This is a genomic window from Pseudomonas sp. MWU16-30316, assembly GCF_020515645.1.
In the GTDB taxonomy this organism is placed as follows: domain Bacteria; phylum Pseudomonadota; class Gammaproteobacteria; order Pseudomonadales; family Pseudomonadaceae; genus Aquipseudomonas; species Aquipseudomonas cerasi.
Map to the genome: position 1 here is coordinate 56,565 of NZ_JAIZAZ010000011.1, position 25,863 is coordinate 82,427.

Genomic DNA, 25,863 nt, shown 5'->3' on the forward strand with positions numbered 1-25,863 from the left:
TTGCCTCCCTGGCTAAGTGTTGGATCAGCCGCGAGTCGATTGCGGCAATTCGGCGACCAGACGCAGCGATGCCGTCAGTTCATCCAGTTGGTAATGCGGACGCAGGTAAGTCACGGCCTTGTAGACGCCAGGCTTGCCAGGAACTTCGAACACTTCGGCACGCGCTTCGCGCAGCGGGAACTTGGCCTTGGCTTCCTGGCTGGCGGTGTCATCCAGCAACACGTAGCTGGACAGCCACTTGTTGAGGAACAGCTCGACATCCTTGCGCGATGCAAAACTGCCGATCTTGTCGCGCATGATCGCTTTCATGTAGTGAGCGATACGCGAGGTCGCGAAGATGTATTGCAGTTGCGCCGACAGACGCGCGTTGGCGTTGGCAATGTCGGTGTTGTACTGCTTCTGCTTCTGGGTCGACTGGGTGCCGAAGAACGCGGCGTAGTCGGTACCTTTGCAGTGCACCAGCGGAATGAAGCCGAGGTCCGACAGCTCCTTTTCGCGACGGTCGGTGATGGCGATTTCAGTCGGGCATTTGAGCGCGATTTCACCGTCATCGGTCTTGAAGGTGTGCGTCGGCAAGCCTTCGACCAGACCACCGCCTTCCACACCACGGATCGCCACGCACCAGCCGTAGCGGGAGAACGCATCGGTCACACGGGTGCCCAGCGCGTAGGCAGCGTTCATCCACAGGTATTTGTTGTGGTCACGGCCATCGACGCTTTCGACGAAGTTGAATTCTTCGACGGGCGTGGTATCCGGGCCATACGGCAGACGACCCAGCACGTGCGGCAGGGTCAGACCGACATAGCGGGAGTCTTCAGAGGCGCGGAACGACTTCCACTTGGCGTATTCGACCGTGTCGAAGATCTTCGCCAGGTCGCGAGGGCCGGCCATGTCGGTGAACGAGTCCCAGCCGAACAGCTCGGCCGATGCCGCCGAGATGAACGGCGCGTGGGCGGCGGCTGCCACGTGAGAGATCTCTTCCAGCAGGTACATGTCTTCCGGGTTGCGGTTGAACTCGTAGTCACCCAGCAACATGCCGAACGGTGCACCACCGAAGGTGCCGTACTCTTCTTCGTAGATCTTCTTGAACAGTGCGCTCTGGTCGAATTCGGACGACGCCTTGAGGTCTCGCACGAGGTCTTTTTTCGACGCGTTGAGCAGGTGAATCTTCAGCGTGGTGCTGGTCTCGGTCTGGTCAACCTGATACTTCAGGCCGCGCCAGGACGCTTCCAGTTGCTGGAACTCACGGGCGTGCATGATTTCGTTCATTTGCTCGGAGAGCATCGAATCGATCTCGGCGATGCGCGCGTCGAGCACGGCAATCAGGTCCTTGCTTGGCGTCATTTCGCCTTCAAGTACCTGGGCCACCAGTTCGCCGATCAGATCGCGGGTACGGGTGCGCTCGGTTTCGGAGCGTGCAACGCGGCTTTCGGAAATGATGCTGTCGAGCAGGGAAGATTGCGGGGCGAAGTTTTCAACTTCAACCAGAGCGCTGTCCTGCTGAGTCACGGGTTGCTTATCGGTCATCGTCAGGCTCCTCCTTACTCTTTGCTGTCGGTGGCAGGAACGGCGGCTTCACGGCCGAACTCCTTGCCCAGGGTTTTCAGCTTTTCAGTGTTCTGCAACACGTCCATCAGCAGCTCTTCAAGCTTGTCGTTGCCACCCATCTTGTTACGCAGGTCAGCCAGCTTGTTGCGCACTTCCAGCAGCTTGCGCAGCGGCTCGACCTGACGCACGACGTTCTGCGGCTCGAAGTCTTCCAGCGCATTGAAGTTCAGCTCGACACCGAGTTGGGTGCCGTCTTTTGCCAGGGTGTTGTCGACGCGATACGCCAGGCGCGGCTTGATGCCTTTCAGGACGCCATTGAAATTGTCGCGGTCGATGAAGATGAACTTGCGATCCTTGAGCTTGGGCAGCGGCTCCAGCGGGTTGCCGGAGAAATCGCCCAGAACGCCTACAACGAATGGCAGCTCTTTCTTTTCCTGAGCATCGCCGATGTCCACGTCGTAAGTGATATGGACCCGAGGCGCGCGAACGCGGTCAAGTTTGTGCTGGGTACTTTCCTTCTTCGCCATCGTCATCTCCTGTGCGAGCAACTCGCTGCAAGTCGTTTGCGTACCGGGCCTGTGGCAGGCCGGGCGCGATTAGAGTCCTTCAATCGTCAGCAGCAGACGCTGACGGATTTCATCGTTCATTTCCAGAATGTTTTCGTGTCCGACCAATTCTTCGAAACTGGTATTGCCTGCGATCTGCGTGCTGTTGCGAATCACCGATTCATCCGGCAATTCTGAGCGCACCGGTGAGCTGATCACGCAGAACGGCAGGTCGCCGAAGTCTTTCAATCGCTCGAAACTGACCGGGAAGCGCAGCCCTTCGAACAGCCTGCTCATGCCCGGCGACTTGCTCAGGCAGTAGAACAGCACCAGATAATGCACAACGTAGCGATACAGCTCGGCGCTGCTGCGATTCGGGTCTTTGATGACCTTGCGAAACTGCGCCAGATCGAACGAGTTGAAGCCCACCACCCAACGCACCGGACTGGTGATGCGAATGGTCTGCCCGCTTTGTGACAACACCATGTCGTATTCGAGCGGGAACAGCTCGGGCGTCGTGCTGATCAGGTTCAGGGGCACTTCCAGTTCATTGACCAGCTTGAACGGCTCTGCCGAAGCAATGCGGTCATAGAGCTCCTTGAGCTCTTTGAAATGGTGCTGAGTCTCGCGGCCGCTGCTGCGCTGCGCACCCTGCAGGTATTCACCGAAGAATGTCTGCGGGCGTATCAACAGCGCGAGGGTCGACAGATAGTCGGACGCCTGCACCTTGAGCGCGTCGGAGATAGCGCGCGTCTGCTTGCGCAGCTTTATCAATGCTTCTATATCGAACGTCTGAGTCATCGGTACATCGTCCTTGAACCCTTCACGACCGTTTCCCGGATCAGACCGGGGACGGGGAAAAGTTGCGAATTTCTCGACTGCACACCTGCTCATGAAGTGGTTTTGCCATGTGTGTCACTGCGAGACACACCGCCACAATGAGGGAGGAGTTCGTGCTGGCATATAGATGTCGTCTAGCCAGCAGTGTGGTCTATGGCACTATTTTTAGTAGGAAAGTTCCTACAGACGGTGGATATTTTCTCGGTTTCGTTACAGTAAGCAATGATGACTATGAGCCATCATTGTATTGAATTTCACCCATAATGTAACTGTAAGTGTTGATTTCAAAGGGCTTTGGGGTGGTATTTGGATCCGATCAGGGGGGTAAATTAAGCTTAGAAAGATGAACTTATTTGCAGGTTTTCCAAGCTCTGAAGAGGGTAAATGTACGGACTCGCCTTACAGGCGTTTTTTTCTGGATGGGGAATGATGGCACTGCGAGCGCTGAGGCGCGCGAATCCAGGTGGGTCGACACAGGTCAGGCGGGTAGCTTTGTTACATCATTTTGCAAATCAGGGTATAACGCCGCCAGCGCCCTCACGCGTGTACTCGAGCAAAGGCAGGGCGCATGCACGCAGACGCCAAAAGCGTTTTGCCTGACGGACTTAGTGTGCGCTAAGGATAGCCAGCGGCGACGCACCTCTATGAGCCTTGCCTCATGAAAATCTACAAGCTCATTGCTGTACTCATCCTGCTCCCTCTGGGCCTGAACCTCATCGGTGTCTGGCAGTTGCAGCGCAGTGTCGAAAACACCGAGCGCCTGACCGAGATCCAGGCCGACCTTGCGCATGCCCGTCCCTATTTCGAAAGGCTTGCCAGGTCGCCCGACGCCCTCACGCGAACGATGGATATGGACGGAGAAAACATCACCCTCAAGGAGGCTCTGTCGCGTCTCCATGAGGCAGAGCAGGGCCTCGATTTCGTAGTGGTGCTGGGCAGTGTCACTATTTGGCTGGCACGCGCCGTCATCGCGCTGTGCCTGCTGGCGGCTCTGGTCGGCGGCATCGGGCTGGCAGGGCTCAACTGGGCCGGCGCACGCGCACGTCAATCCCGCGAGCGATTGCTGCACACCTTCAGCAGGGTCAGGCGGATTCTGCCGTTCGTCCTGGTGGGGCACATTGTTGCCATGGGCGCGGCGGTGTCTGCAATCCTCTGTTTCGAAGCCCTGGGCCTGTGGCATGTGGGGCGCATGTCCGCGGGCGAACTCAAGCTGATCATCGTCGTGCTGATGCTGGTCGCTGCGTGCCTGTATTCGATCTGGCGGATGGGCAAGCAGTTGGGCGTCATGCTGCACATGTTCGAGCCCACCGCGATGCAGGTTCTGGGGCAGCAGGTCACGCCTGAAGAGGCACCGGTGCTCTGGGCCTATGTTCGCGATCTGGCCGAACGGCTTGGCGCGCTGTCACCTGATCACATCGTGCTGGGCATGACCGAAGGCTTCTACGTCACCTCGAGCGATGTTTCCCTTCTGCCGTCCGACGCCGTGCTCAAGGGGCGAACTCTGCATGTGCCGATCCTGTACCTTGGGCTGATCGATGCCGCTGAAACGAGTGCAGTGATTGGTCACGAACTGGCGCATTTCGCTGGTGAAGACACCGAGTACAGCCTGCGCTTTCTGCCGATCTACGACGGCATCGGTCGCAGCCTGGGGGTGATCGCTGAAAACATGATGGTCAGCGGGTGGCTACAGCGCACCATTCTGCGTCCGGCGTTCATGCTGGGCGTGTATTTCATGGAAAGCTTCGATCACGCGGTCAATCACTGGAGTCGCGTGCGTGAGCTGGCCGCCGATGCCGCAGGGGCGAGTCTGGCAGGCAATACATCGGCTGCCTCGGCGCTGGTGCGCATTTCGGCCATCGACCCGCTTTTGCAGGAGCGGATCTACACGCATATTACGCGGGCCACCAACCCAAGGCGCGGAGAGGTGTTTACCAAGGATCTGCCGAACAGCGTGCTGCACGAGCTGGCCGGCAAGACATTCACGCTGCCTGACGAAGAAATGGCCGTCCAGCTGCCGCATCCCTCGGATACGCACCCGTCAAACGGCGAACGTATCGCCGCGCTGCAGGTTGCTGCCGACGAGGCGATCCGCAGCGGCACCCGGCCGGTAGTGGCGGCCCAGGCGCGCGCCGCGATGGACCATTACTTCGTTAATCCCCAGGCACTGCGCACCCGTCTTACCGAGGACTTCATCAAGCATCACGTGACAAATGATGCTGAGGTGGTGACCGAACTGCGTGCCCGCGCGAAAACGGTAAGCGGTGATGTCGTTCTGCATGAGGGCGCTCGCCTGCGAGGGCTGTTGCTAACACTATTCCTCGCCCCTCTGCTGGGGCTGGGTATTTATCTGATAGCCGAAGCGTTGTCATTTCCCCAGGGGCTGACCGAGAAGCGCAACTCTATGCTGATAGCGGGCGGCATCTTGGCGGCGTTCATGCTGACGCTGCTGCCATTTGCGCTGCGCATGTGTCTGCGTGCTGACAAGACCGCTCTGCTGCTCACGCCCGATCACTTTGTCTTCGCAAACCTGAAGTCCCCCGTCCCAATCCAGCACATCGCTGATTTTGAGCTGAATGTGGCCTATGGCACGTTTCTGACCCTGCATCTGCAAGACGACGCGCCTTTACCCGAGCGAGTCTCACGTTCGTTTTCTGCGCCGAACGCAAAAGTGTTCAGGAAAAAACGCCGGGTACTTCTGGCGCTGGCGCGGTTCAGCCGGGACGGCAAAAAGCTCAAGCCAGACGAGCTTGGTGAGTTGATTGCGGATTACGTCAATGCGGGTACTGCACGACACTTGCTGCAAGAGCGCTTCGAGCAGGGTAAGCGTTAAGCGGTTGGCTGTGAGCGGGGCGGCGTACGGCGCAAAGCTTTTCTGCAGACAACAAAAAACCCGCCGAAGCGGGTTTTTCCAAGACCATCCCGACTTCCTGTCGGACGCCTCCGAGGCGATGGTCGATCATCCTTGATCCGGGTGAACTCCTGTTCACCCCTTGATGGATCCAATACTACGGAGCGCGAGCCGGGTCGGAAATAGCCAAGTTCCTCCAGCGCGTGTAAGCCTTTCGCTATACCTCATGGGCTCAGCTTCTGACGGGCCTTTGAAGAGCAGGAAATCTGGCGTCAGGAAAATCTTGAGGTGGTTTGACCGCTGGAGGCAAAAATCGCAGGCAATAAAAAACCCGCCGAAGCGGGTTTGTACCAAGACCATTCCAACTCCCTGTCGGCTGCCTTCCCGGCGATGGTCGATCGTCCCTGATCCTGGCGAACTCCTTGTTCGCCAGTTGTTGGATCCAATCTTACGGCTCTGACGGCAGGTGCAAAATAGCCATTCGCTTCATTGCGTGTAAGCCTTTAGCTATACATGTGTCCGTTTTTGCGGATTCTCAGAGGCTCGGCCATGCAGCGGGAAAGTAGAAAACACCGTTGAAACTGCTGTGCCAGAAGCGCGCAGCCCTGTTTTCAAGGTGAGAAATTTGTGGTCACCTCACAATAGCGCTGCTGGGCGTTTTTACTGTCCTCGTCGCGGTTTCTTGCCGCGCGTTTGGTCCACTCTTGGCACTGTTCTCTGAAGTTGACCGCTGCCGCCTTGCGACACTCGCGCCGTTCGAATGAACGAATAGCGAAGTTTTCGCAGACGCTGTCGCCATCGATCGTGTTGCCGTAAATCCGCCACTGCGCGCGGTAGCGGTTTCTGCCGTCCGCTTCGCGTATGGAGGCTGTCGCGACGCTGTAAGGCTTGGAAGAACGAGCAGAATTGCGTGAAGCATTGGCCTTGAAATCGGCCATGTAGTCGGCAGACACCATGCCTGTTGCCGATTCTGCCTGAGCGGGGCGAGGAACCTGGCCGAATCGACAGTTCGCCACCGCTTCATCGATGACGTTGCCGTTTTTCATGCAGTCATCCAAGGGCTGCACGGGGGCGGGCGGCGCCACAGTGGCCGCGATCGGCACAAGCTCTGCGGTTTTTCGAATCTGCGCGGGCGCAGGATCGGCTGCGGCTACGGATTGCGCCTCGGCCTCGACTGTCTCGGGTTCAGGTACGGACTGCACAACAGGCGGTACTGCCAGCGCTTTGGGACCTCTCGCATGTGAGGTGATCAGTCCGGCCACGCAGGCTGCAGCAATAAGGCACGCCAGCCACAGGCCATAAGGGCGTGAGCGGCGAGGTGTATCGACGCGCTTGCGGCGTGGATGCGAACCCAGCACCACATCGACCTGACCGGGCACCAGGCGCTGAATGCGGATGATCCCGTCGTCCTCGGGTTGCTGTAGGGAATCCATTCCTGCTCCTGATCAAGCGATGTTCGGTGGTGATATTACAATGATATCGGCCGGTGGGTAGAGTTTCTGCAACGCTTTGGTGCTATGTGCATCAGGCCTGGCGCGTTAAGGTTGAGGCCGTTTTTTGACTGATGGATGGACCGCGAATGCACCAGCGTCTCGAACAGGTATTCGGCTACACGCAGTTCCGGCCGGGGCAGGAGGCTGCCATCAGTGCGGTACTGGCCGGACGCTCGGCTGCGGCGATCTTTCCGACAGGTTCGGGCAAGTCGCTATGTTACCAATTGCCTGCCCTGATGTTGCCGCATTTGACGCTGGTGGTGTCGCCGTTGCTGGCGCTGATTCAGGATCAGCTTGCCTTCCTGCACCGCCACGGTATCTCGGCGGCGAGCATTGATTCGGCGCAGAGCCGCGACGAGATCGCTGATGTGATGGCGCGCGCACGCTCTGGCGAGCTGAAGATTCTGATGATCTCGGTCGAGCGCCTGAAGAACGAGCGTTTCCGCAATTTCATCGCTCAAGTACCGATTTCCTTGCTGGTGGTCGACGAAGCGCACTGCATCTCGGAGTGGGGGCATAACTTCCGCCCCGACTACCTGAAGCTGCCGGACTACCAGCGCGAATTCAACATCCCTCAGACATTGCTGCTGACCGCCACGGCGACCCCGCAAGTCATCATCGACATGCAGGACAAATTCGCCATCGCCCCCGAGGATGTCATCACCACCGGTTTCTACCGCGCCAACCTGCACCTGTGGGTCAAGCCGGTCAGTGGCCGTGACAAAAGACGCCTGCTGGTGGAGTGGCTCAACGAGCGTCGCGGGCAGCCGACCATTGTTTACGTGACCCTGCAAAAGACAGCCGAACACATCGCCGCTCACCTGGAACAGCATGGCCTGCCCGCCAGCGCCTACCATGCCGGGCTGCCCAATGATCAGCGCGAGTCGATCCAGAGGCAGTTCATGGGCGGCCATCTGAACTGCATCGTGGCGACCATCGCGTTCGGGATGGGCATCGACAAGAGCGACATTCGCAACGTGGTGCATTTCGACCTGCCCAAATCCATCGAGAACTACAGCCAGGAAATCGGTCGGGCCGGGCGTGATGGTGCTGCTTCGGATTGTCTGGTGCTGGCCAACCGCGACAGTCTCAACGTGCTGGAGAACTTCGTGTACGGCGATACGCCGGAGCGCGAGGGGATTGCTCGTGTGCTGGAGGATCTGCTTGGGGCGCGTCATGACGGGCAGTGGGAATTTCTGCTCGGACCGCTCGCCGACCTCAGCAATATTCGTCAATTACCGTTGAAGACCCTGCTGGTGCAACTGGAACTGCGCGGGATCATTGCGCCGCGCTACGCGTATTTCGCCGAGTACCGCTTCAAGTTTCTGCTTCAGCCGCAAGACCTGATGGCGCGTTTCGAAGGGGAGCGACGCGAGTTCGTTCAAGCCCTGATCGACACTTCACACCGAGCAAGGACCTGGGCCACCGTCGATTTCGAGGCGATGTACCAGCAATACGACGCCGAGCGCGGGCGGGTGGTCAAGGCGCTGGATTACTTTCAGGAAAAAGGCTGGATCGAGCTTGAAAGCAAACAGATGACCGAGGTTTACAACCTGTTGCGCAGCGACTTTGATGCACAGGCCTTGAGCATCGAATTGCACGATTATTTCGCTCATCACGAAGCCACTGAAGTTGCGCGCATTCACACCATGCTGGATGTGTTCGCCAGTGACCAGTGCCTGACCCATCGGCTGGCGCGGTACTTCGGTGATCACAATGCGCCGGAGCGCTGTGGGCATTGCTCGGTCTGCCTTGGCGAAGTCGCCCACCTGCCCGAACCACCCGCGTTGGAGCCCCTGGCGAATCGGGACTTTCAGCACCTGTGCAGCGAGTTTATCCACAAGCACCAGGACTATATCGGCCAGCGGCCCAGCGCTGACTGCCTGACGCGTTTTCTGTGTGGCATCAGCGTGCCGCTGTTCACCAAGCTCAAAGCCCGCGCCACCACCGGGTTTGCGGTGCTGGAGGACTATCCGTACGCACAGGTCAGGACGTGGGTGCAGGCCATGGCTGGCAACTGACTACACGTACAAAGTGATCTGACCAAGGGGACGATGCTCTGCATCCAGTCCTGAACCTGCATTGCGACAGACAAATGAAAACCGGCCGCTAAAGAGCGGCCGGTTTTTTGTGCTTCAGCAACTGACGGTGGTATCAGTCACGATGACGGCGATGGCCGTGGTGCTTCGGGCGATGGCCATGATCACGGCCACCACGATAACGACGATCATCGCTGCGGCTTTCGTTGCCCATGTAGTTGCCGAGTGCAGCACCGCCGCCGCCACCTACCGCCGAGCCGACCAGGCTGCCGGTGTTGCCGCCGACGCTGCGACCCAGCACGTTACCGCCCGCAGCGCCCAGACCGCCGCCAATGGCTGCTTCTGTGCGGTTGCGACGGTCTGCGCCTACAGCGCCACCGGCTGCGCCGCCGACACCCGCGCCAATTGCTGAACCAGTGCTGCCGCCGATCTGCTGACCGACGACCGAACCGAGTACCCCACCCAATGCTCCGCCTACGCCTGACTCAAGGTTGCCTGCAGACGCCGCACCGCTGATCAAGGTAAGAGACAACAACAGTATCGAGGAATACTTCATGTATGGAATCTCATAGGGATGACGGCGCGATCTTGGTGTCAAGTGAAGAATGTAGCAATGCAATTCCGACGAGTAACACGATTGCCACACAAACTGCTAAGTTATTGTTTTGGCTAAGGAACTTAAGTCGGAAATGAGAGTCTGAGGTTACTTGCGAAAGGCCCGTTTCCAGAGAAACGGGCCTTTTTTGTGGGCGTCTTTCAGGGACGTTAGAGGATGCGTGCCGACTCTGCAGAGCGCTCGAGGCGGATGGCAACGAACTTCGAGGTCGGCGTGCTGCTGCCATCGCCCACGCTTTCCAGCGGCACCAGCGGGTTGACCTCTGGGTAGTAGGCGGCAGCCTGACCGGCCGGAATATCGAATGGCAGCAACGTGAAGCCTTTGACGCGGCGCTCGCGGTTATCGCTCCAGATCGAAATCAGGTCCGCCTTCTGCCCCGGCTGGAAGCCCAGACGGATGATGTCGGCTTCGTTGACGAACAGCACGTCACGCTGACCTTTGACGCCGCGATATCGGTCGTCCAGGCCATAGATGGTGGTGTTGTACTGATCGTGCGAGCGCATCGATTGCATGATCAGGTCCGGGATCTGCCCGGTTGAACTGACGTGTTCATTGATCAGAGTCAGCGGCAGCGCATTGGACTTGAAGTTGGCGCGGGTCGACGCAGTGTTCCAGCGACGTGCGCCAGCAGCGTTACCCAGGTAGAAGCCGCCCGGGTGCTTGACGCGCTCGTTGAAATCCTTGAAGCCGGGGATGGTGTCGGCGATCAGGTCGCGAATACGGTTGTAGTCCTCGACCAGCCACAACCAGTCCACAGGCGCCTTGCCCAGCGTAGCGTTGGCGATACCGGCGATGATCGCAGGCTCGGAACGCATTTGCTTCGAGGACGGCTTCAACTGGCCGTTGGAAGCGTGAACCATGCTGAACGAATCTTCCACGGTGACGGCTTGTGGGCCGTTGGCCTGGATGTCGATGTCGGTACGGCCGAAGCACGGCAGGATCAGCGCGTCCTTGCCGTGGAACAGATGGCTGCGGTTCAGCTTGGTGCTGATCTGTACGGTCAGGTCGCAATTGCTGAGGGCTTCGGCAGTGCGATGGCTGTCCGGGGTGGCCTGAGCGAAGTTGCCGCCCAGCGCGATGAACACCTTGGCGCGACCTTCGGCCATGGCGTGAATGGCTTCGACGACGTTGTGACCATTTTCGCGGGGTACTTTGAACTGGAAGCGTTTTTCCAAGGCATCGAGCAGGAACACCGGTGGGCGCTCGTTGATGCCCATGGTGCGGTCACCCTGCACGTTACTGTGACCGCGCACCGGGCACAGGCCGGCACCCGGACGACCGATGTTGCCGCGCAGCAGCATCAGGTTGGCGATTTCCTGGATGGTCGGCACCGAGTGACGGTGCTGGGTAATCCCCATCGCCCAGCACATGATTACGTTCTTGCCCTTGGCGTACATGCGTGCCGATTGCTCGATGTCGCTCAGCGGCAGGCCGGATTGCTCGACGATGGCGTCCCAGGACGTGTCATCGATGGCAGCCAGGTATTCGAGCACGCCTTCGGTGTGTTCGTTGAGGAACGCGTGGTCGAACACCGAAGGTGCGTCGTTGGCCTGCGCCTCGCGCTCCCATTGCAGCAGGAACTTGGCCATGCCGCGCAACAGCGCCATGTCGCCACCCAGGGCAGGGCGGAAGTAAGCGGTGTTGGTCGGGCGGTCGCCGTTGGTGAGCATTTCGACCGGGTGTTGCGGATGCTGGAAACGCTCCAGGCCACGCTCTTTGAGCGGGTTAACGCACACCACCTGGGCGCCGCGCTGTACCGCTTCGCGCAATGGCTCGAGCATGCGCGGGTGGTTGGTGCCGGGGTTCTGACCGAGGACGAAGATGGCATCGGCGTGTTCGAAATCCTCGAACGTCACGGTGCCCTTGCCGACGCCGACGCTTTGCGACAGCGCTACGCCACTGGCCTCGTGGCACATGTTCGAGCAGTCAGGGAAGTTGTTGGTGCCATAAGCGCGCACGAACAACTGATACAGGTACGCCGCTTCGTTGCTGGCGCGGCCGGAGGTGTAGAACTCGGCCATGTTCGGGCTGGGCAGGTTCTTCAGGTGCTTGGCGATCAGCGCAAACGCGTTGTCCCAGCTGATCGGCTTGTAACGGTCGGTTTCCGCGTCATAGCTCATCGGCTCGGTCAGGCGGCCCTGATACTCGAGCCAGTAATCGCTCTGCTCCATCAACGAGCTGACGCTGTAGCGGGCGAAAAAGGCCGGGTCGACACGACGCTTGGTCGCTTCCCAGTTCACCGCCTTGGCGCCGTTCTCGCAGAACTTGACCATGCCGCTTTCCGGCGAATCACCCCACGCACAGCCCGGGCAGTCGAAACCGCCGTTCTGGTTGGTCTTGAGCATCATGCGCAGGTTCTTCAGCGCGTTGTCACTGCCCAGCCAGTGTTGCGTCACGCTGATCAGTGCGCCCCAGCCGCCTGCCGCACCTTTGTACGGCTTGTAGCGGGGGGTTGGTGTCTTGTCGGCTTGATGATGAGTGCTCACGCTTGAATCTCCATCGCAGGGCTATAGACCCGCGGCGCACTTTTCTGCGGCAGGTGAATTAGATTGAGGTTGTGACGGCGGGCCCATTGCAGGGCCAGGCCGGTGGGCGAAGACAGGCTGACCAGGGTCTGGATGCCGGCGCGCAATACTTTCTGAATCAGTTCCAGGCTGCAGCGGCTGGTCACGATGGCGACGCCGCCTGCCAAGGGGATGTCCTGACGGATCAATGCGCCGATCAGCTTGTCCAGCGCGTTGTGGCGGCCAATGTCTTCACGTCCCAGCAACAGCTGGCCGTTACCGTCCATGAACACCGCCGCATGTACGGCGCCGCAATGGCGGCCGAGCGGCTGGAACTCGCCGATGCGCTGACGCAGGCCTTCCAGCCATTCGATCGGGGGCAGGGGCGCGCCGGGCAGCGCCTTCAGGTCAGGCAGTGCCTGCTCGACGGCTTCAACGCCACACAGTCCGCAACCGCTGGTGCCAGCCAGTTGCCGACGCTGCTGCTTGAGTTCCCAGAACGCGCGGCTGGCGATCTCGACCTCGGCCTGCATCGCCGAGCCGCAACCACTGATTTTGAAGTCGTAGATTTCGTCATGCGAGGCAATGATGCCGCTGCCCAGGCTGAAGCCGACGATAAAGTCTTCCAGATCAGTAGGGCTGACCAGCATGACCGCCTGGCTGATGCCGTTGTAGGCAATCGCCAGCGCCACTTCTTCAGCAAGTTCGTTACGTGCAGAGTCCTTGCCCTCGAGATTCGAGTAGCTGTAAGACTGGCTTGCTTCGGGGGCTGGCGTAGCAAAGGACGCCGAGCTGACCTTGCGCGTAACGGGCATGGGCTGAAATACCGGCAGAATGACATCTGCAAGACTAGGCCCGTTATTGGAAATCGTCTAATCGCTAGTGCTGATGTCCCGATAGATGACGTCGATCAACGCTCTAGCGCGGTATTTCTGCTACCAGTGCAAAGCAGGCTTCAGCCAGTGCCGAACGTGGCGCACTGCGGCGCATGATCAACCCCAGCCGGGCCAAAGTCCGGGAGTCGGCAATCGGATGCAGGCGCAAATGTTCGGTGAGCGTTTCCAGACCGCCATCCAGCGGCATGATCGCGCAGCAAAAACCGCCATGTACGGCTTGCAGCAACTGATGAACGGCATCGGTTTGTATCAGCGGATTGGGTTGCAGGCCGCGGCTATGGAAGTTGTGATCGATCGACTGCCGAAAATGCATGCCGCTGGTCAGCATGCCCAGTGGCAGCTCGACCAGATCGGCCCAGCTCAAGGGATCGTCGCCAAACGTGAAGTGCCGACGGTCGTACAGCAGGCCCATGCGCGTGTCGTCCAGGGTCAGCGAATCGAAACGCTCATTGTCCAGACGTTCCAGGTACGAGACGCCCAGATCGATACGATTGCTTGCCAGTTGTTCCAGCACTTGCTCGGAGCTGAGTGACGACAGCTCGAAGCGCAGATTGGGGTGCAGCTGGTGCAGCCGGTGCAGCAATGGCAGCGGATCGAAGCTCGACAGCGGCACCACGCCCAGGCGCAACGTCCCGACCAGATGACCGCGGCAGGCGGCCGCTTCAGCCTGCAGACCGTCGTAGGCAGCCAGTACCGTGCGTGCCCAGGCCAATACGCGTTCGCCTGGTGCGGTAAAGCCTTCGAAGCGTTGGCCGCGATTGACCAGTGGCAAGCCAAGCTCTTCTTCCAGATTGCGCAGGCGCATCGACAGCGTCGGCTGGGTGATGTTGCAGCGCGCAGCCGCCTGGCCGAAGTGCCTCGTCTCGTCGAGGGCGATCAGAAATTTAAGTTGCTTGATGTCCATGTTCACTCCGATGAGCCGTCCAGACAGCCGATTCTACGCGCTCAGGCTGAATGATCGAGCACGCCCTTGATCAACTCCCGATAGTCGTCCACTGCGGCGAACTCTTCGGTGTCTTTCGGGCCTTTTTGGCTGTTGGGTTGGCTGACGGCCAGCAAATGGGCTACACCGAAGTGTCGAGCGCTGCGCAGGATCGGCAGGGTGTCGTCGATAAACAGACTGCGTGCCGGGTCGAAGGCTGTTTCGGCCTTCAGAGCGTCCCAGAAATGCTGGCTTTCCTTGGGAAAGCCGTAATCGTGAGAGCTGATCAGGCGTTCGAAATAAGGCGCCAGCTCGATTCGCTCCATCTTCAGCGACAACGAATCACGGTGCGCATTGGTGATCATGATCACTCGCTTGCCGGCCTTTTGCAGGGCCGCGAGAAAGGTCTCGGCGTCCGGGCGCAGCGCAATCATGTGGGCGATTTCGCGTTTCAGGTCGCGGACCGACAGGTTAAGCTCGGCGCTCCAGAAATCCAGGCAGTACCAGTTGAGCGTGCCCGCGTTGTTTTCGAACAGCGGTTTCAATTCCAGCCAGGCCATGGCGAAACTGACGCCGTGCAGTTCGGCGTAGCGCTGCGGCAGGTGCTGCATCCAGAAGTGTTCGTCGTAATGCAGGTCGAGCAACGTGCCGTCCATATCCAGCAGGACGGTATCGATTTCGCTCCAGGGCATGGAAAGCATTCTGGCCTCGTCAGGGGGTTGATAGCGGGTAAGCATATCCGACACAGACATCGGGAAAAGCTCGGTATAGTACCTCGTTCATGTAAAGGAGCCTGTCATGCGTCAGAAACCTACCGTACTTGCCCGCGCAATCGTCGCCAGTAGTCGTCTGTTCCGCGTTGAAGAGCTGCAATTGCGCTTTGCCAATGGCGTCGAGCGGACCTATGAGCGTCTGGCCAGCAAAGGCACGGGCCCCGGGGCGGTGATGATCGTGGCCATGCTCGATGCCGATCACGCTGTGCTGATCGAAGAATATTGCGGCGGCACCGATGCCTACGAGCTGTCCCTGCCCAAGGGCCTGATCGAGCCGGGCGAAGACGTGCTGGCGGCTGCCAACCGTGAACTCAAGGAGGAGGCCGGTTTCGGTGCGCGTGAGCTGGAACTGTTGACCGAGCTGTCGCTGTCCCCCGGCTACATGAGTCAGAAAATTCAGGTGGTGCTGGCCACCGACCTGTACGAAGAGCGGCTGGAGGGCGACGAGCCCGAGCCGATCCGGGTTGACCGGATCAACCTGCGCGAGCTATCGAGCCTTGCCCAGAATGCCCAGTTCAGCGAAGGCCGGGCGCTGGCCGCGCTGTACCTCACACGTGACCTGCTGACCCAGCGTGGATTATTTCAGCCATGACCGATTCGTTGCACAACCTGCCACATCCGCTGCTCGCGCCGGTGATCGAACTGACGCGACTGGCGGGCGAAGTGATCCTGCCGTTCTGGCGCGCCAACGTCACCGTGACCACCAAGACCGACGATTCGCCGGTGACCGCCGCTGACCTGGCCGCCCATCAGGTGTTGGTCGAGGGTCTGCAGGCGCTTGATCCGGACATTCACGTGCTCTCCGAAGAGGACGCAGACATCCCCCTCAGCGAGCGGGCAAGCTGGGAGCGCTGGTGGCTGGTCGATCCGCTGGACGGCACCAAGGAGTTCATCTCCGGCAGTGAAGAGTTCACCGTCAATGTCGCGCTGATCGAGCGTGGCCGCGTGGTATTCGGTGTGGTCTCGATGCCCACCAATAACCGCTGCTACTTCGGCGGTGCCGGGCTGGGTGCCTGGCGCAGCGATGGCGTCGGTCACACCCAGCCGATCGCAGTGCGCACACAGCCTGGCGAAGGGCAGACCTTTACCGTGGTCGCCAGCCGCCGCCACTCCAGCCCGGAGCAGGAGCATTTGCTCGCCGGCCTGTCGAACGGGCTGGGCCATTTGCAACTGACCAACATCGGCAGCTCATTGAAATTCTGCCTGCTGGCCGAAGGCGCCGCCGACTGCTACCCACGCCTGGCTCCGACCTCGCAATGGGACACCGCTGCGGCGCAGGGCGTGCTTGAAGGTGCAGGAGGCGAAGTGTTGCAACTGGACGGCCAGCCATTCAGCTACCCGGCGCGTGAATCGCTGCTCAACCCATTCTTCCTGGCCCTGCCCGCCAACGCCGAATGGCGCGACAAACTGCTGGTGCTGGCCCAGTCCTGAGGCCAGCTTCAAGGCCTCTGCCCGGCGGGCGTGGGAGCGAGCCGGGCGACGCTTCGCTTGCTCGCGAAGGCGATGGTTCAGACGATGAATTTTCATAGATTGCACCGGCCTCTTCGCGAGCAAGCTCGCTCCCACAGGTCTGCGTACAGTGCATCCAATGCGTGCAGCCTCACTGGCGCAACACGAACTGCTCGACAAAGCGCACGGCCTGTTCTTCGCTTGATACAAGTATGCAGGGGCGAGCGCGCTCCCACAGGTCTGCATATGGCGCTGAGACAGTTTCACCAGTGCATCAACTGCACGCAGCCTCACCGGTGCAACACAAACTGTCCGACAAAACGAACGGCCTGTTCTTTGCTGTCCTGCTCGCTGATGCCGGTGTGCAGGGTCAGGCGGGCGCGGCCTCGGCGTTGGTAGGTGGCGATGAATTTGTCCCACTGCGCCAGCTCTGGCGCGTCGCAGCGTACGATGGCGTCGCTGCGTACCGGCAGTGGATAACTGATCTGCCCGTCCTGAATCACGATATGCCCATCGGTGATCCCGGCCTCGCGCAGTCGCAGGTGCAGCCAGCCCCAGCCCGCCAGTACTGCGCCGCAATACAGACTGCCGCCGAACAGCGTGCTCTTGTGATTGACGTTGGGTGCCAGCGGCAGGTGCAGGCGCAGTGTCTGGTTGTGCCAGTCGATCACGCGCATGCCCATCTCGCGGGTCAGCGGAATATCGTGGTGCAGCACCTGCTCCAGTGCGTGGGCTGCGTCATGTTCAGGCTCAATCGGTGTCATCGGAAGCTCCGCTGCTGTCGCCAAACGTCAGGCCATGCTTGCGCAATTTGTCGTGCAAGGTCTTGCGCGGCACACCCAGCGCCTCCGCCAGGCTGCGTACCGAGCTGTGCGGGCGCGCCAGTTCGGCGGCGATCAACGCGCGCTCGAAGCTTTCCACCTGATCACTCAAACCCCCGCCCGGCGGCGGTGCCTGTTCTGTATCAGCGCCTTCCAGCTCCAGTTCCAGACCCAGCGCAAAGCGCTCGGCGGCGTTCTGCAGTTCCCGGACGTTGCCCGGCCAGTTATGCCGCAACAGCAGCGCGCGCTGGCCCGGTTTGAGTTCGTGCTTGGGGATGCCGTGGCGCATGCTCGCGGCATCAGCGTAATGCTCGAACAGCATCAGCGCATCCTCACCCCGTTCGCGCAACGGCGGGATGCGCAGCGAGGCCACGTTCAGGCGGTAATACAAGTCCGCCCTGAAGCGGCCCTGATCGGCCGCGTGACGCAAGTCTTCCTTAGTCGCGGCGATGATGCGGATGTCCAGCGGGATTTGCTGATTGCTGCCCATTCGCTCGACCACGCGCTCCTGCAGCAGGCGCAGCAGCTTGACCTGCACGTCCAGGCTCATGCTTTCGATTTCATCAAGGAACAGCGTGCCGCCGTTGGCAAACTCGAACTTGCCGATACGCCGCTTCTGCGCGCCGGTGAAGGCCCCGGGCTCGTGACCGAACAGCTCGCTTTCCACCACCGATTCAGCCAGCGCCCCGGCGTTGATCGCCACGAACGGGCCGCTGCGGCGGTTGGACAGGTCGTGCAGCGCGCGGGCGACCACTTCTTTGCCTGCGCCGGTTTCACCGAGGATCAGCACGTCGGCTCGCGTCCCGGCCAGTGCGCCGATTTGTTCGCGCAGACGCAGGATCGGCGGCGACTGACCGATCAGGCGTGTGCTCAGTTGTTGGCGATCACTCAGGGCCAGGCGCAGGCTGCGGTTATCCAGCACCAGACGGCGCAGCGCCAGGGCACGGCGCACGCTGTCGAGCATGGCGTCGCTGGCGAAGGGCTTTTCCAGAAAGTCGTAGGCCCCGGCGCGCATGGCTTTCACCGCCAACGGTACATCGCCATGCCCGGTGATCAGCAGCACCGGCAGGTCGGGGTCCTGCGCGTGAAGCTGGTCGAGCAGCTCCAGGCCATCCATGCCCTGCATGCGAATATCGCTGACCACCACGCCCGGCCAGTCACGGCCAATGCGTTCGGCCAGCCCGGTTGCCTCGGGCAGTGACAGAACGTTCAGGCCAGCCAGGTCCAGCGTCTGCCGCAGTGCCTGACGCAGGTGCGAATCGTCGTCGATCAGCACCACCTGAATCTGGCTGTCGATGGCTGTGTCCGAACTCATGCAGAAAGGTCCTCTGGCGGTTGAAGATTGGCTCCGGAAGCACCGGCCCGCAGGCGCAGGGTCAGCAGCGCACCGCCGCTGGGATGGTTGGCGAACAGCAATTCGCCGCCCAGCGCGCGCATCAGCGTATCGCAGATGGCCAGACCAAGGCCAAGCCCCTGGGTACGGGTCTTGGTCGTAAAGAAGGGCTCGCGAGCCCGTGCCAGCGCTTCCTGGGAAAAACCGGGGCCGTTGTCACGAATGTATAGGTTAACGCCCTCGGCGGTTTGCTCGACACTTATCCACAGCCTGCGCGGCGGGCCTTTCTCGGTGAGGGCGTCCAGCGCGTTGGCGAGCAGATTGCCGAGCACCTGACGCAGGCGGGTTTCACCGGCCTGCACCCAGATCGTGGCGTCCGGCAGGTCACGGATCAGTTCGACTTCCATGGCGCGCCGCCGCTTGGCCAACAGCGCCAGCGCATCTTCCAGCGCCGGTTGCAGTGCCACGCTTTCAGGGGCGTGGCGGTCGCGACGGGCGAAGGCGCGCAAGTGCGCGATGATCGAGGCCATGCGCCCGGTCAGTTCGCTGATCAGCTTGAGGTTGCCGCGTGCGTCCTCGGTGCGCTGATGATCAAGCAGCACTTCGGCGTTTTCGGCGTAACTGCGGATGGCGGCCAACGGCTGATTCAGCTCATGGCTGATACTCGCCGACATGGTGCCCAGCGCCGTCAATTTGCTGGTCTGCACCAGTTCGTCCTGAGCCTGCACCAGTTCCTGCTGCGCCTGTTCGCGTTCCAGCACTTCCTGGCGCAGACGGCTGTTGAGCCCCTCCAGATCGCTGGTCCGCTCGATAACCCGCATCTCCAGCTCGCGGCGCGCCTTGGCCTCGAAAGCGATGCGGTCCAGATAATGACGGCGACGCTGCATCATCAGGCCCAGCAACAACATCAGCACCAGCAGCGCTGCGCCGCCAATCGCCACCACCGTGCGCACCTGACGGTCGACAAGGGCGCGAGGCGCGAGAATGTTGACGTTCCAGCCGGTTTCTTCGATGGCCTGGGTCTGGGTCAGCCAGGCGTGTTCATCGATTCTCAACGGGCGCGGATCGCGGGTCGGGTAGGACTGGATCGCGACGATGGCTTTTTTCTCGTCATCGGTCAGGTCGCGGGTTGCCCGAAAGCGCCATTCGGGGTTGGACGTCAGAATCACCACACCGTTCTGGTCGGTCAGCAGCAGTTGCTCGGGCGTCTTGCCCCACAGGGTTTCGGTGTGGTCCAGATCAACCTTGACCACCAGCACGCCGATGATCCGCTCACCATCACGCACCGGGCCGGCAAAAAAGTAACCACGTTTGGCAGAGGTCGTGCCGAGGCCGAAGAACCGCCCGGTTCTGCCCGCCCGTGCATCAATGAAATAGGGCCTGAACGAGAAGTTTCGGCCAATGAAGCTGTCCTTCTGCTCCGAGTTCGAGGCCGCCAGAGTCAGGCCATTTGCGTCCATCAAATACATGACATCGGCACCGGTCTGACGCGTGATTTCGCTGAGCAGACGGTTGGCGTTCGCCAGGGTGGGTGTGTCGCCCGGCGCCGCCAGTGCGGCGCGCAAGGCAGGCAGGTCGCCGAGGATCTGCGGCAGGGTTTCGTAACGGTGCAGGGTGCCGAGCAGGTTGGCGACGTACAGGTCCAGAGTCTGGCGGTTCTGATTGGCCAGCACGTTGCGGTAATAACGTTCGGCCAGGTGTTCCAGCGGCCACAGCAACGGCGCCAAGCAGAGTGCCAGAAGGGCGAGGCTGCGCCAGCGAGGGCGGCGCGGCAGTGCGGGAGTCATGGTCATCGATTGGCCGTCGCCGAAGGGTTGACGATGCCTGCTGGCGGTCACGCCGTGGCAGGCAACAGAAACACCCGGTCGATCCTGAAGTGGGCATCAGGCGCGTATTATGCCCGCCGCTGGCTTGTCAGGCATCCGGACATTACGCCGGGCTGCCTTGGGGCGCGGGCTCAGGCAAACAGATCGGCTTCTTTCAGACGCTTGCCTTGCTGATCCTTGGCCGACAGGCTGGGTTGGCCGTCGAACTGCCAGTCGATGGCCAGATCCGCATCGTTCCAGGCGATGCAGCGTTCGGCCGAAGGTGTGTAGTAGTCGGTGGTCTTGTACAGGAACTCGGCGTGTTCGCTGAGTACCACGAAGCCATGTGCAAAGCCTTCCGGAACCCACAACTGACGGGCGTTCTCAGCAGACAGCTCGACGCCGACCCACTGGCCGAAGTTCGGCGAACTGCGACGAATGTCCACGGCCACATCCAGCACCTTGCCGACGGTGACGCGCACCAGTTTGCCTTGGGCATTTTCGATCTGATAGTGCAGCCCGCGCAGAACGCCGCGCTGCGAGCGGGAGTGGTTGTCCTGCACGAATTCGCGGGTCAGGCCGGTGGCAGCCTGAAAAGCCTTGGCGTTGAAACTTTCATAGAAAAAGCCTCGTTCATCACCGAATACCTTGGGTTCGAGAATCAGGACGTCCGGCAATTTTGTTGCGACTACGTTCACGTGGCTTCCCCTGCAATCTTCATTAAGTGTTGGCGACTCGACAGTCTGCCCTGAGGCGCGCCTGCCGAGAAGGGTGCTGATCAGGCAATCAGGTCTTTAGGCTCGCTAAAACCCAGTCGTTCGCCCTGATAACTGCCGTCCTGAACCCTGCGGCACCAGTCCAGGTTATTCAGGTACCACTGCACGGTCTTGCGCAGCCCGGACTCGAAGGTTTCTTCGGGCGTCCAGTCCAGCTCCTTGTCGATCTTGCTGGCGTCGATGGCATAACGCTGATCGTGGCCCGGACGGTCGACCACGTAGGTGATCAGGTCGCTGTACTGCGCGACGCCTGCCGGGTGCTGCGGCGCGAGCTCATCGAGCAGCGCGCAGATACCGCGCACGACGTCGATGTTTTTCTGCTCGTTGTGGCCACCGATGTTGTAGGTCTCGCCGACTTCACCTTCGGTCACGACCTTGAGCAGTGCCCGTGCGTGATCCTCGACGTACAGCCAGTCGCGCACCTGCAGGCCATTGCCGTACACCGGCAGGGGCTTGCCCGCCAGGGCGTTGAGAATCACCAGCGGGATGAGCTTTTCCGGGAAGTGGAACGGCCCGTAGTTGTTGGAGCAGTTGGTCACCACCACCGGCAGGCCATAGGTGCGGTGCCAGGCGCGCACCAGGTGGTCGGACGCAGCCTTGCTTGCCGAGTAAGGTGAGCTGGGCGCATACGGCGTGGTTTCGGTGAACAGATCATCGACACCGTGCAGGTCGCCATACACCTCATCAGTGGAGATATGGTGGAAGCGGAACGCCTGGCGCTGCGCTTCCGGCAGTTTCAGCCACCAGGCGCGCGTGGCTTCCAGCAGGCTATAGGTGCCGACGATGTTGGTCTGGATGAACTCGGCCGGGCCATCGATGGAGCGGTCGACGTGGGACTCAGCCGCCAGGTGCATGATCGCCTGCGGCGCAAAGCGCTCGAGCACCGCACTGACGCGGGCCTGATCGCAGATATCCGCCTGCACGAACTCATAGCGCGTGTCGGTCGCAATGGACTGCAACGATTCAAGGTTGCCCGCGTAGGTCAATTTGTCGAAGTTCAGCACTTCGTGTTCGGTGTTGTTTATCAGGTGGCGGATCAGTGCAGAGCCGATGAAACCTGCGCCCCCGGTAACGAGTATTCGCATGAACTGACCTTCTTGTGTGTTCTGGAGTAATGCAGCATAGCGCTTGAACGCGTATGACAGGATCAGACCATTAAACCCGAGCAGCAGGTCGAATAAAACTCCGGCTGTTTCCCGACCTGGGCTGCAGGTGCGGATTGGTCGCGCAGCGCAATCCCCTTATAGTCAATCCCCTGTAGTTGTGCGACTGCTCATCACGCCTGGCTCAACGAGTCTGGCCTGACAACAATAACGAGGTTCTCCATGCCGCTTGCCACGCTCATCCGCCGATCCAGTCTGCCTTGCCCCGAGGTCAGCGTGGACCAGGCGCTGCAATTGCTCTCCGAGCACTACGGGCTGAGCGGCACCCTGAAAGCGTTGGGCAGCCAGCAGGATCGCAACTTTTTACTGGATACCGGCACGCGGCGTTATGTGCTGAAGATCTGCCACGGGGCTTATTCGACCACCGAGCTGAACGCCCAGCACGCGGCGCTGCATCATCTGGCCGGCCACAGTGCATTCAATGTGCCGGGTGTGATCCGCGCCAACGACACCGAGCAGTTACTGTCCGTCGACATCGACGGCCAGGCAGTGCATGTGCGCCTGCTCGAATTCATCGACGGGCAATCGCTGGGACATGTCGAGCATCTGGGCCGTGACATCGTGGTTGAGCTGGGCGAGCTGTGTGCCCATGTGGATATCGCGCTGGCCGATTTCGACCACCCCGGTCTGCAGCGCATCCTGCAGTGGGACCCGCGCCACGCCCATGCGTTGATCAAGCACCTGCTGCCGGTGATCAAGGATGCCGACGCCCGCGCCTGTCTGATCGAAGCCGCCGAGCAGGCTCATCGCCGTCTGTTGCCATTGATTGCGGCACTGCCGATCCAGGCGGTGCATCTGGACATCTCCGAGCACAACGCGGTCTGGCGGCGCGAGGCGGGGCATCCGTGGCAATTGCAGGGGCTGATTGATTTCGGCGATCTGCTCAGTACCTGGCGAGTGGCTGATCTGTCGGTGACCTGCGCGGCGCTGCTGCACCATGCCGAGGGCGATCCGCTGTACATCCTCCCGGCCATTGCCGCCTATCACGCCCTCAATCCGCTGAAGATCGAGGAATTGCAGGCGCTCTGGCCGCTGATCGTCGCTCGATCCGCAGTGCTTGTGCTCAGCAGCGAACAGCAGGCCAGCGTCGAGCCCGGCAATGCGTATATCCAGGCCAACCTTGCCGGGGAATGGAACATTTTCGATGTCGCCACTTCGGTGCCGATGGCGCTGATGGAAGCTGCCATTCTGCGCGCGGTGGGTCTGGACCTGCCGCCTGTCGAACAGCCTGCCTATTCGCCGTTGCTGCCCAGCCTGGCGGGGCTTCAGCCGGTGCTGGTGGATCTGGGCGTGCTCAGTGAACACTTCGTGGCAGGCAACTGGGAACAGAGCGGCATCGATGAATATCTGCTGTCGCAAGCGGCCGGGGACGGTGGTCTGGCAGCCAGTCGGTTCGGTGAATACCGTCTGTCACGCACCTTGCCTGACTGCGCCCGCGAGCCGGAGACCTTTGCGCTGCACGTCGAGTTGCACGTGCCCGCCGCAACGCCGCTGCATGCGCCGTTCGGTGGCACCTTAAAACTGACGGCCGATGCTGCGGTGCTGTTGGTCGGCGAGCGCATCAGTTTGAAGTTGTGGGGTGTGTTGCCGGAGGCTTCGCTAGCGGGTCAGGTGGCGGCGGGCTCGTTGATCGGGCAGGGCGGTGGCTCGCTGTTGCTGCAATTGTGCACGGCGCCAGACCTCAGCCCGCCGCTGTTCACTACACCAGCCTGGGCAGATGCCTGGCGCGCAATCTGCCCGTCGCCGTCGGCCCTGCTGGGTTTTGATTGTGACGCGCCAGCCTTGCAGGATGCCGCGCAATTGCTGGCGCGCCGCGATGCCAGCTTTGCCCGCTCGCAAAAACACTACTACCAGGCCCCGCCGCAGATCGAGCGCGGCTGGCGCAATCACCTGATCGACATGCAGGGCCGCTCCTATCTGGACATGCTCAATAACGTCGCGGTTCTCGGCCACGGCCACCCGCGCATGGCCCACGAGGCGGCGCGGCAGTGGTCGCTGCTCAACACCAACTCGCGTTTTCACTATGCAGCGATCGCCGAGTTTTCCGAGCGTCTGCTCAAGCTGGCACCCGAGGGCATGGACCGCGTGTTTCTGGTCAACAGCGGCACTGAGGCCAACGACCTTGCGATCAGGCTGGCGTGGGCTTACAGCGGTGGCCGCGACATGCTCAGTGTGCTGGAGGCGTATCACGGCTGGTCGGTGGCGACCGATGCCATTTCAACCTCGATCGCCGACAACCCGCAGGCACTCAGCACCCGCCCGGACTGGGTGCATCCGGTCACCGCGCCCAATACCTATCGCGGGCCGTTCAGGGGCGCGGACAGTGCGCCGGAGTACGTGCGCAGTGTCGATCAGGCCCTTGCCACGCTGGCTGAGCAGCAACGGCAGGTGGCGGGCTTCATCTGCGAGCCGGTGTATGGCAATGCAGGCGGGATTTCCCTGCCGCCGGGTTATTTGCAACAGGTGTATCAGAAGGTCCGCGCTGTGGGTGGCGTGTGCATTGCCGATGAGGTGCAGGTGGGTTATGGCCGGCTGGGTCATCACTTCTGGGGTTTCGAAGAGCAGGGCGTGGTGCCGGACATCATCAGCATGGCCAAAGGCATGGGCAACGGCCATCCGCTGGGCGCGGTGATCACTCGCCGTGAGATCGCCGAGGCGCTGGAGGCCGAGGGCTATTTCTTCTCGTCATCCGGTGGCAGTCCGGTCAGTTGCCGAATCGGCATGGCGGTGCTGGATGTCATGGAGGAGGAGAAACTCTGGGACAACGCGCGAATCGTGGGCGACCACTTCAAGGCGCGGCTGCAGGCCCTGGCCGACAAACATCCGCTGGTGGGCGCGGTGCATGGCATGGGGTTTTATCTGGGCATGGAACTGGTCCGCGACCGTTACACCCTGGAACCCGCCACAGAAGAAACCGCCCGCCTGTGCGAGCGCCTGCGTGAACTGGGCATCTTCATGCAGCCGACCGGCGACTACCTGAACATCCTGAAAATCAAACCCCCGATGTGCACCACCCGCCAAAGCGTGGACTTTTTTGTCGACAACGTATCGAAGGTGCTCCACGAACTGGAATAGAGGACGCAGAGCGTCCAGAACGGCATACCCACGCGGAGCATGGGTACGATAGGTGGCGCCTGACACCCATCGTTCCTCACGCTCCAGCGTGGGAATGCCGTTCGTGACGCTCCGCGCTGATATGCAGGATAGGACGCAGAGCGTCCGGAGCGGCATACCCACGCGGAGCATGGGTACGGTAGGTAGTGCCCGACACCCATCGTTCCTCACGCTCCAGCGTGGGAATGCCGTTCGTGACGCTCCGCGCTGATATGCAGGATAGGACGCAGAGCGTCCAGGGCGGCATACCCACGCGGAGCATGGGTACGATAGGTGGCGCCTGACACCCATCGTTCCTCACGCTCCAGCGTGGGAATGCCGTTCGTGACGCTCCGCGTCACACTCAGCTCGTAGAAATGAGCGCCGTCATGAGACTTA

General features: G+C 60.9%; 19 protein-coding genes. 5 read left to right on the forward strand and 14 right to left on the reverse strand.

The window, feature by feature from the left end; all coding sequences use genetic code 11:
• Nucleotides 1-24 precede the first annotated feature (24 nt).
• The 3 genes from tssC to LCH65_RS24970 all read right to left on the reverse strand — a co-directional run bounded on the left by tssC (nucleotide 25) and on the right by LCH65_RS24970 (nucleotide 2,894).
• On the reverse strand, nucleotides 25-1,527 hold the full coding sequence (tssC, locus tag LCH65_RS24960; protein ID WP_003434824.1) for a type VI secretion system contractile sheath large subunit: 1,503 nt from the start codon (nucleotides 1,525-1,527) through the stop codon (nucleotides 25-27).
• Between the two features lie 14 nt (nucleotides 1,528-1,541).
• Nucleotides 1,542-2,075 (reverse strand): type VI secretion system contractile sheath small subunit, encoded by a 534-nt coding sequence (gene tssB, locus LCH65_RS24965; protein WP_003318241.1) that lies wholly within the window; start codon nucleotides 2,073-2,075, stop codon nucleotides 1,542-1,544.
• 69 nt (nucleotides 2,076-2,144) lie between these two features.
• The gene (locus LCH65_RS24970; RefSeq protein ID WP_002551426.1) at nucleotides 2,145-2,894 is read right to left on the reverse strand and encodes a hypothetical protein; all 750 of its coding nucleotides are present in this window, start codon (nucleotides 2,892-2,894) and stop codon (nucleotides 2,145-2,147) included.
• Between the two features lie 697 nt (nucleotides 2,895-3,591).
• Here LCH65_RS24970 and LCH65_RS24975 point away from each other — a divergent pair.
• Complete coding sequence (locus LCH65_RS24975; RefSeq protein ID WP_024662928.1) at nucleotides 3,592-5,763, forward strand: M48 family metallopeptidase; 2,172 nt, start codon at nucleotides 3,592-3,594, stop codon at nucleotides 5,761-5,763.
• Nucleotides 5,764-6,392: 629 nt separating this feature from the next.
• On the opposite strand, the gene LCH65_RS24980 is transcribed toward LCH65_RS24975, so the two are convergent.
• On the reverse strand, nucleotides 6,393-7,214 hold the full coding sequence (locus tag LCH65_RS24980; RefSeq protein ID WP_024662926.1) for a hypothetical protein: 822 nt from the start codon (nucleotides 7,212-7,214) through the stop codon (nucleotides 6,393-6,395).
• Between the two features lie 146 nt (nucleotides 7,215-7,360).
• Here LCH65_RS24980 and LCH65_RS24985 point away from each other — a divergent pair, with 146 nt between their 5' ends.
• Nucleotides 7,361-9,295, forward strand: coding sequence for a RecQ family ATP-dependent DNA helicase (locus LCH65_RS24985; RefSeq protein ID WP_226439902.1), 1,935 nt, complete (start codon nucleotides 7,361-7,363; stop codon nucleotides 9,293-9,295).
• A gap of 133 nt (nucleotides 9,296-9,428) precedes the next feature.
• Here the strand turns inward: LCH65_RS24985 and LCH65_RS24990 are convergent, their stop codons facing one another.
• From LCH65_RS24990 to yrfG, 5 genes are all read right to left on the reverse strand, one after another.
• A complete protein-coding gene (locus LCH65_RS24990; protein ID WP_003372307.1) occupies nucleotides 9,429-9,869 on the reverse strand; it encodes a glycine zipper domain-containing protein in 441 nt (146 codons plus the stop codon).
• A gap of 209 nt (nucleotides 9,870-10,078) precedes the next feature.
• Complete coding sequence (locus tag LCH65_RS24995; protein ID WP_058396547.1) at nucleotides 10,079-12,415, reverse strand: FdhF/YdeP family oxidoreductase; 2,337 nt, start codon at nucleotides 12,413-12,415, stop codon at nucleotides 10,079-10,081.
• The gene (gene fdhD, locus LCH65_RS25000; protein ID WP_058396546.1) at nucleotides 12,412-13,248 is read right to left on the reverse strand and encodes a formate dehydrogenase accessory sulfurtransferase FdhD; all 837 of its coding nucleotides are present in this window, start codon (nucleotides 13,246-13,248) and stop codon (nucleotides 12,412-12,414) included. The genes LCH65_RS24995 and fdhD overlap by 4 nt, the downstream gene beginning before the upstream one ends.
• 103 nt (nucleotides 13,249-13,351) lie before the next feature.
• Nucleotides 13,352-14,233 (reverse strand): LysR family transcriptional regulator, encoded by an 882-nt coding sequence (locus LCH65_RS25005; protein WP_003372300.1) that lies wholly within the window; start codon nucleotides 14,231-14,233, stop codon nucleotides 13,352-13,354.
• A 41-nt stretch (nucleotides 14,234-14,274) separates the two neighbouring features.
• Nucleotides 14,275-14,952: a GMP/IMP nucleotidase gene (gene yrfG / locus LCH65_RS25010; protein ID WP_003434805.1), complete on the reverse strand. Its 678-nt coding sequence runs from the start codon at nucleotides 14,950-14,952 to the stop codon at nucleotides 14,275-14,277.
• Between the two features lie 97 nt (nucleotides 14,953-15,049).
• On the opposite strand from yrfG, the gene nudE reads away from it, so the two are divergent.
• Together nudE and cysQ are read left to right on the forward strand one after the other, a co-directional pair.
• Entirely contained in the window at nucleotides 15,050-15,616 is a 567-nt protein-coding gene (gene nudE, locus LCH65_RS25015; protein ID WP_003372295.1) for an ADP compounds hydrolase NudE, read from the forward strand.
• On the forward strand, nucleotides 15,613-16,455 hold the full coding sequence (gene cysQ / locus LCH65_RS25020; protein ID WP_226439903.1) for a 3'(2'),5'-bisphosphate nucleotidase CysQ: 843 nt from the start codon (nucleotides 15,613-15,615) through the stop codon (nucleotides 16,453-16,455). The genes nudE and cysQ overlap by 4 nt, the downstream gene beginning before the upstream one ends.
• Nucleotides 16,456-16,763: 308 nt before the next feature.
• Here the strand turns inward: cysQ and LCH65_RS25025 are convergent, their stop codons facing one another.
• The 5 genes from LCH65_RS25025 to rfbB all read right to left on the reverse strand — a co-directional run bounded on the left by LCH65_RS25025 (nucleotide 16,764) and on the right by rfbB (nucleotide 22,293).
• Nucleotides 16,764-17,237 (reverse strand): YiiD C-terminal domain-containing protein, encoded by a 474-nt coding sequence (locus tag LCH65_RS25025; RefSeq protein WP_003372291.1) that lies wholly within the window; start codon nucleotides 17,235-17,237, stop codon nucleotides 16,764-16,766.
• Nucleotides 17,224-18,609 (reverse strand): sigma-54 dependent transcriptional regulator, encoded by a 1,386-nt coding sequence (locus LCH65_RS25030; RefSeq protein WP_003372289.1) that lies wholly within the window; start codon nucleotides 18,607-18,609, stop codon nucleotides 17,224-17,226. Before LCH65_RS25030 ends, LCH65_RS25025 begins: the two co-directional genes overlap by 14 nt.
• Nucleotides 18,606-20,414, reverse strand: coding sequence for an ATP-binding protein (locus LCH65_RS25035; protein WP_032609702.1), 1,809 nt, complete (start codon nucleotides 20,412-20,414; stop codon nucleotides 18,606-18,608). The genes LCH65_RS25030 and LCH65_RS25035 overlap by 4 nt, the downstream gene beginning before the upstream one ends.
• 170 nt (nucleotides 20,415-20,584) lie before the next feature.
• Nucleotides 20,585-21,130 (reverse strand): dTDP-4-dehydrorhamnose 3,5-epimerase, encoded by a 546-nt coding sequence (gene rfbC / locus LCH65_RS25040; protein ID WP_003434792.1) that lies wholly within the window; start codon nucleotides 21,128-21,130, stop codon nucleotides 20,585-20,587.
• Nucleotides 21,131-21,210: 80 nt separating this feature from the next.
• A complete protein-coding gene (gene rfbB / locus LCH65_RS25045) occupies nucleotides 21,211-22,293 on the reverse strand; it encodes a dTDP-glucose 4,6-dehydratase (RefSeq protein ID WP_003372283.1) in 1,083 nt (360 codons plus the stop codon).
• 240 nt (nucleotides 22,294-22,533) lie between these two features.
• Here rfbB and LCH65_RS25050 point away from each other — a divergent pair, with 240 nt between their 5' ends.
• Entirely contained in the window at nucleotides 22,534-25,446 is a 2,913-nt protein-coding gene (locus LCH65_RS25050; protein WP_226439904.1) for an aminotransferase, read from the forward strand.
• The last annotated feature ends 417 nt before the right edge of the window (nucleotides 25,447-25,863 follow it).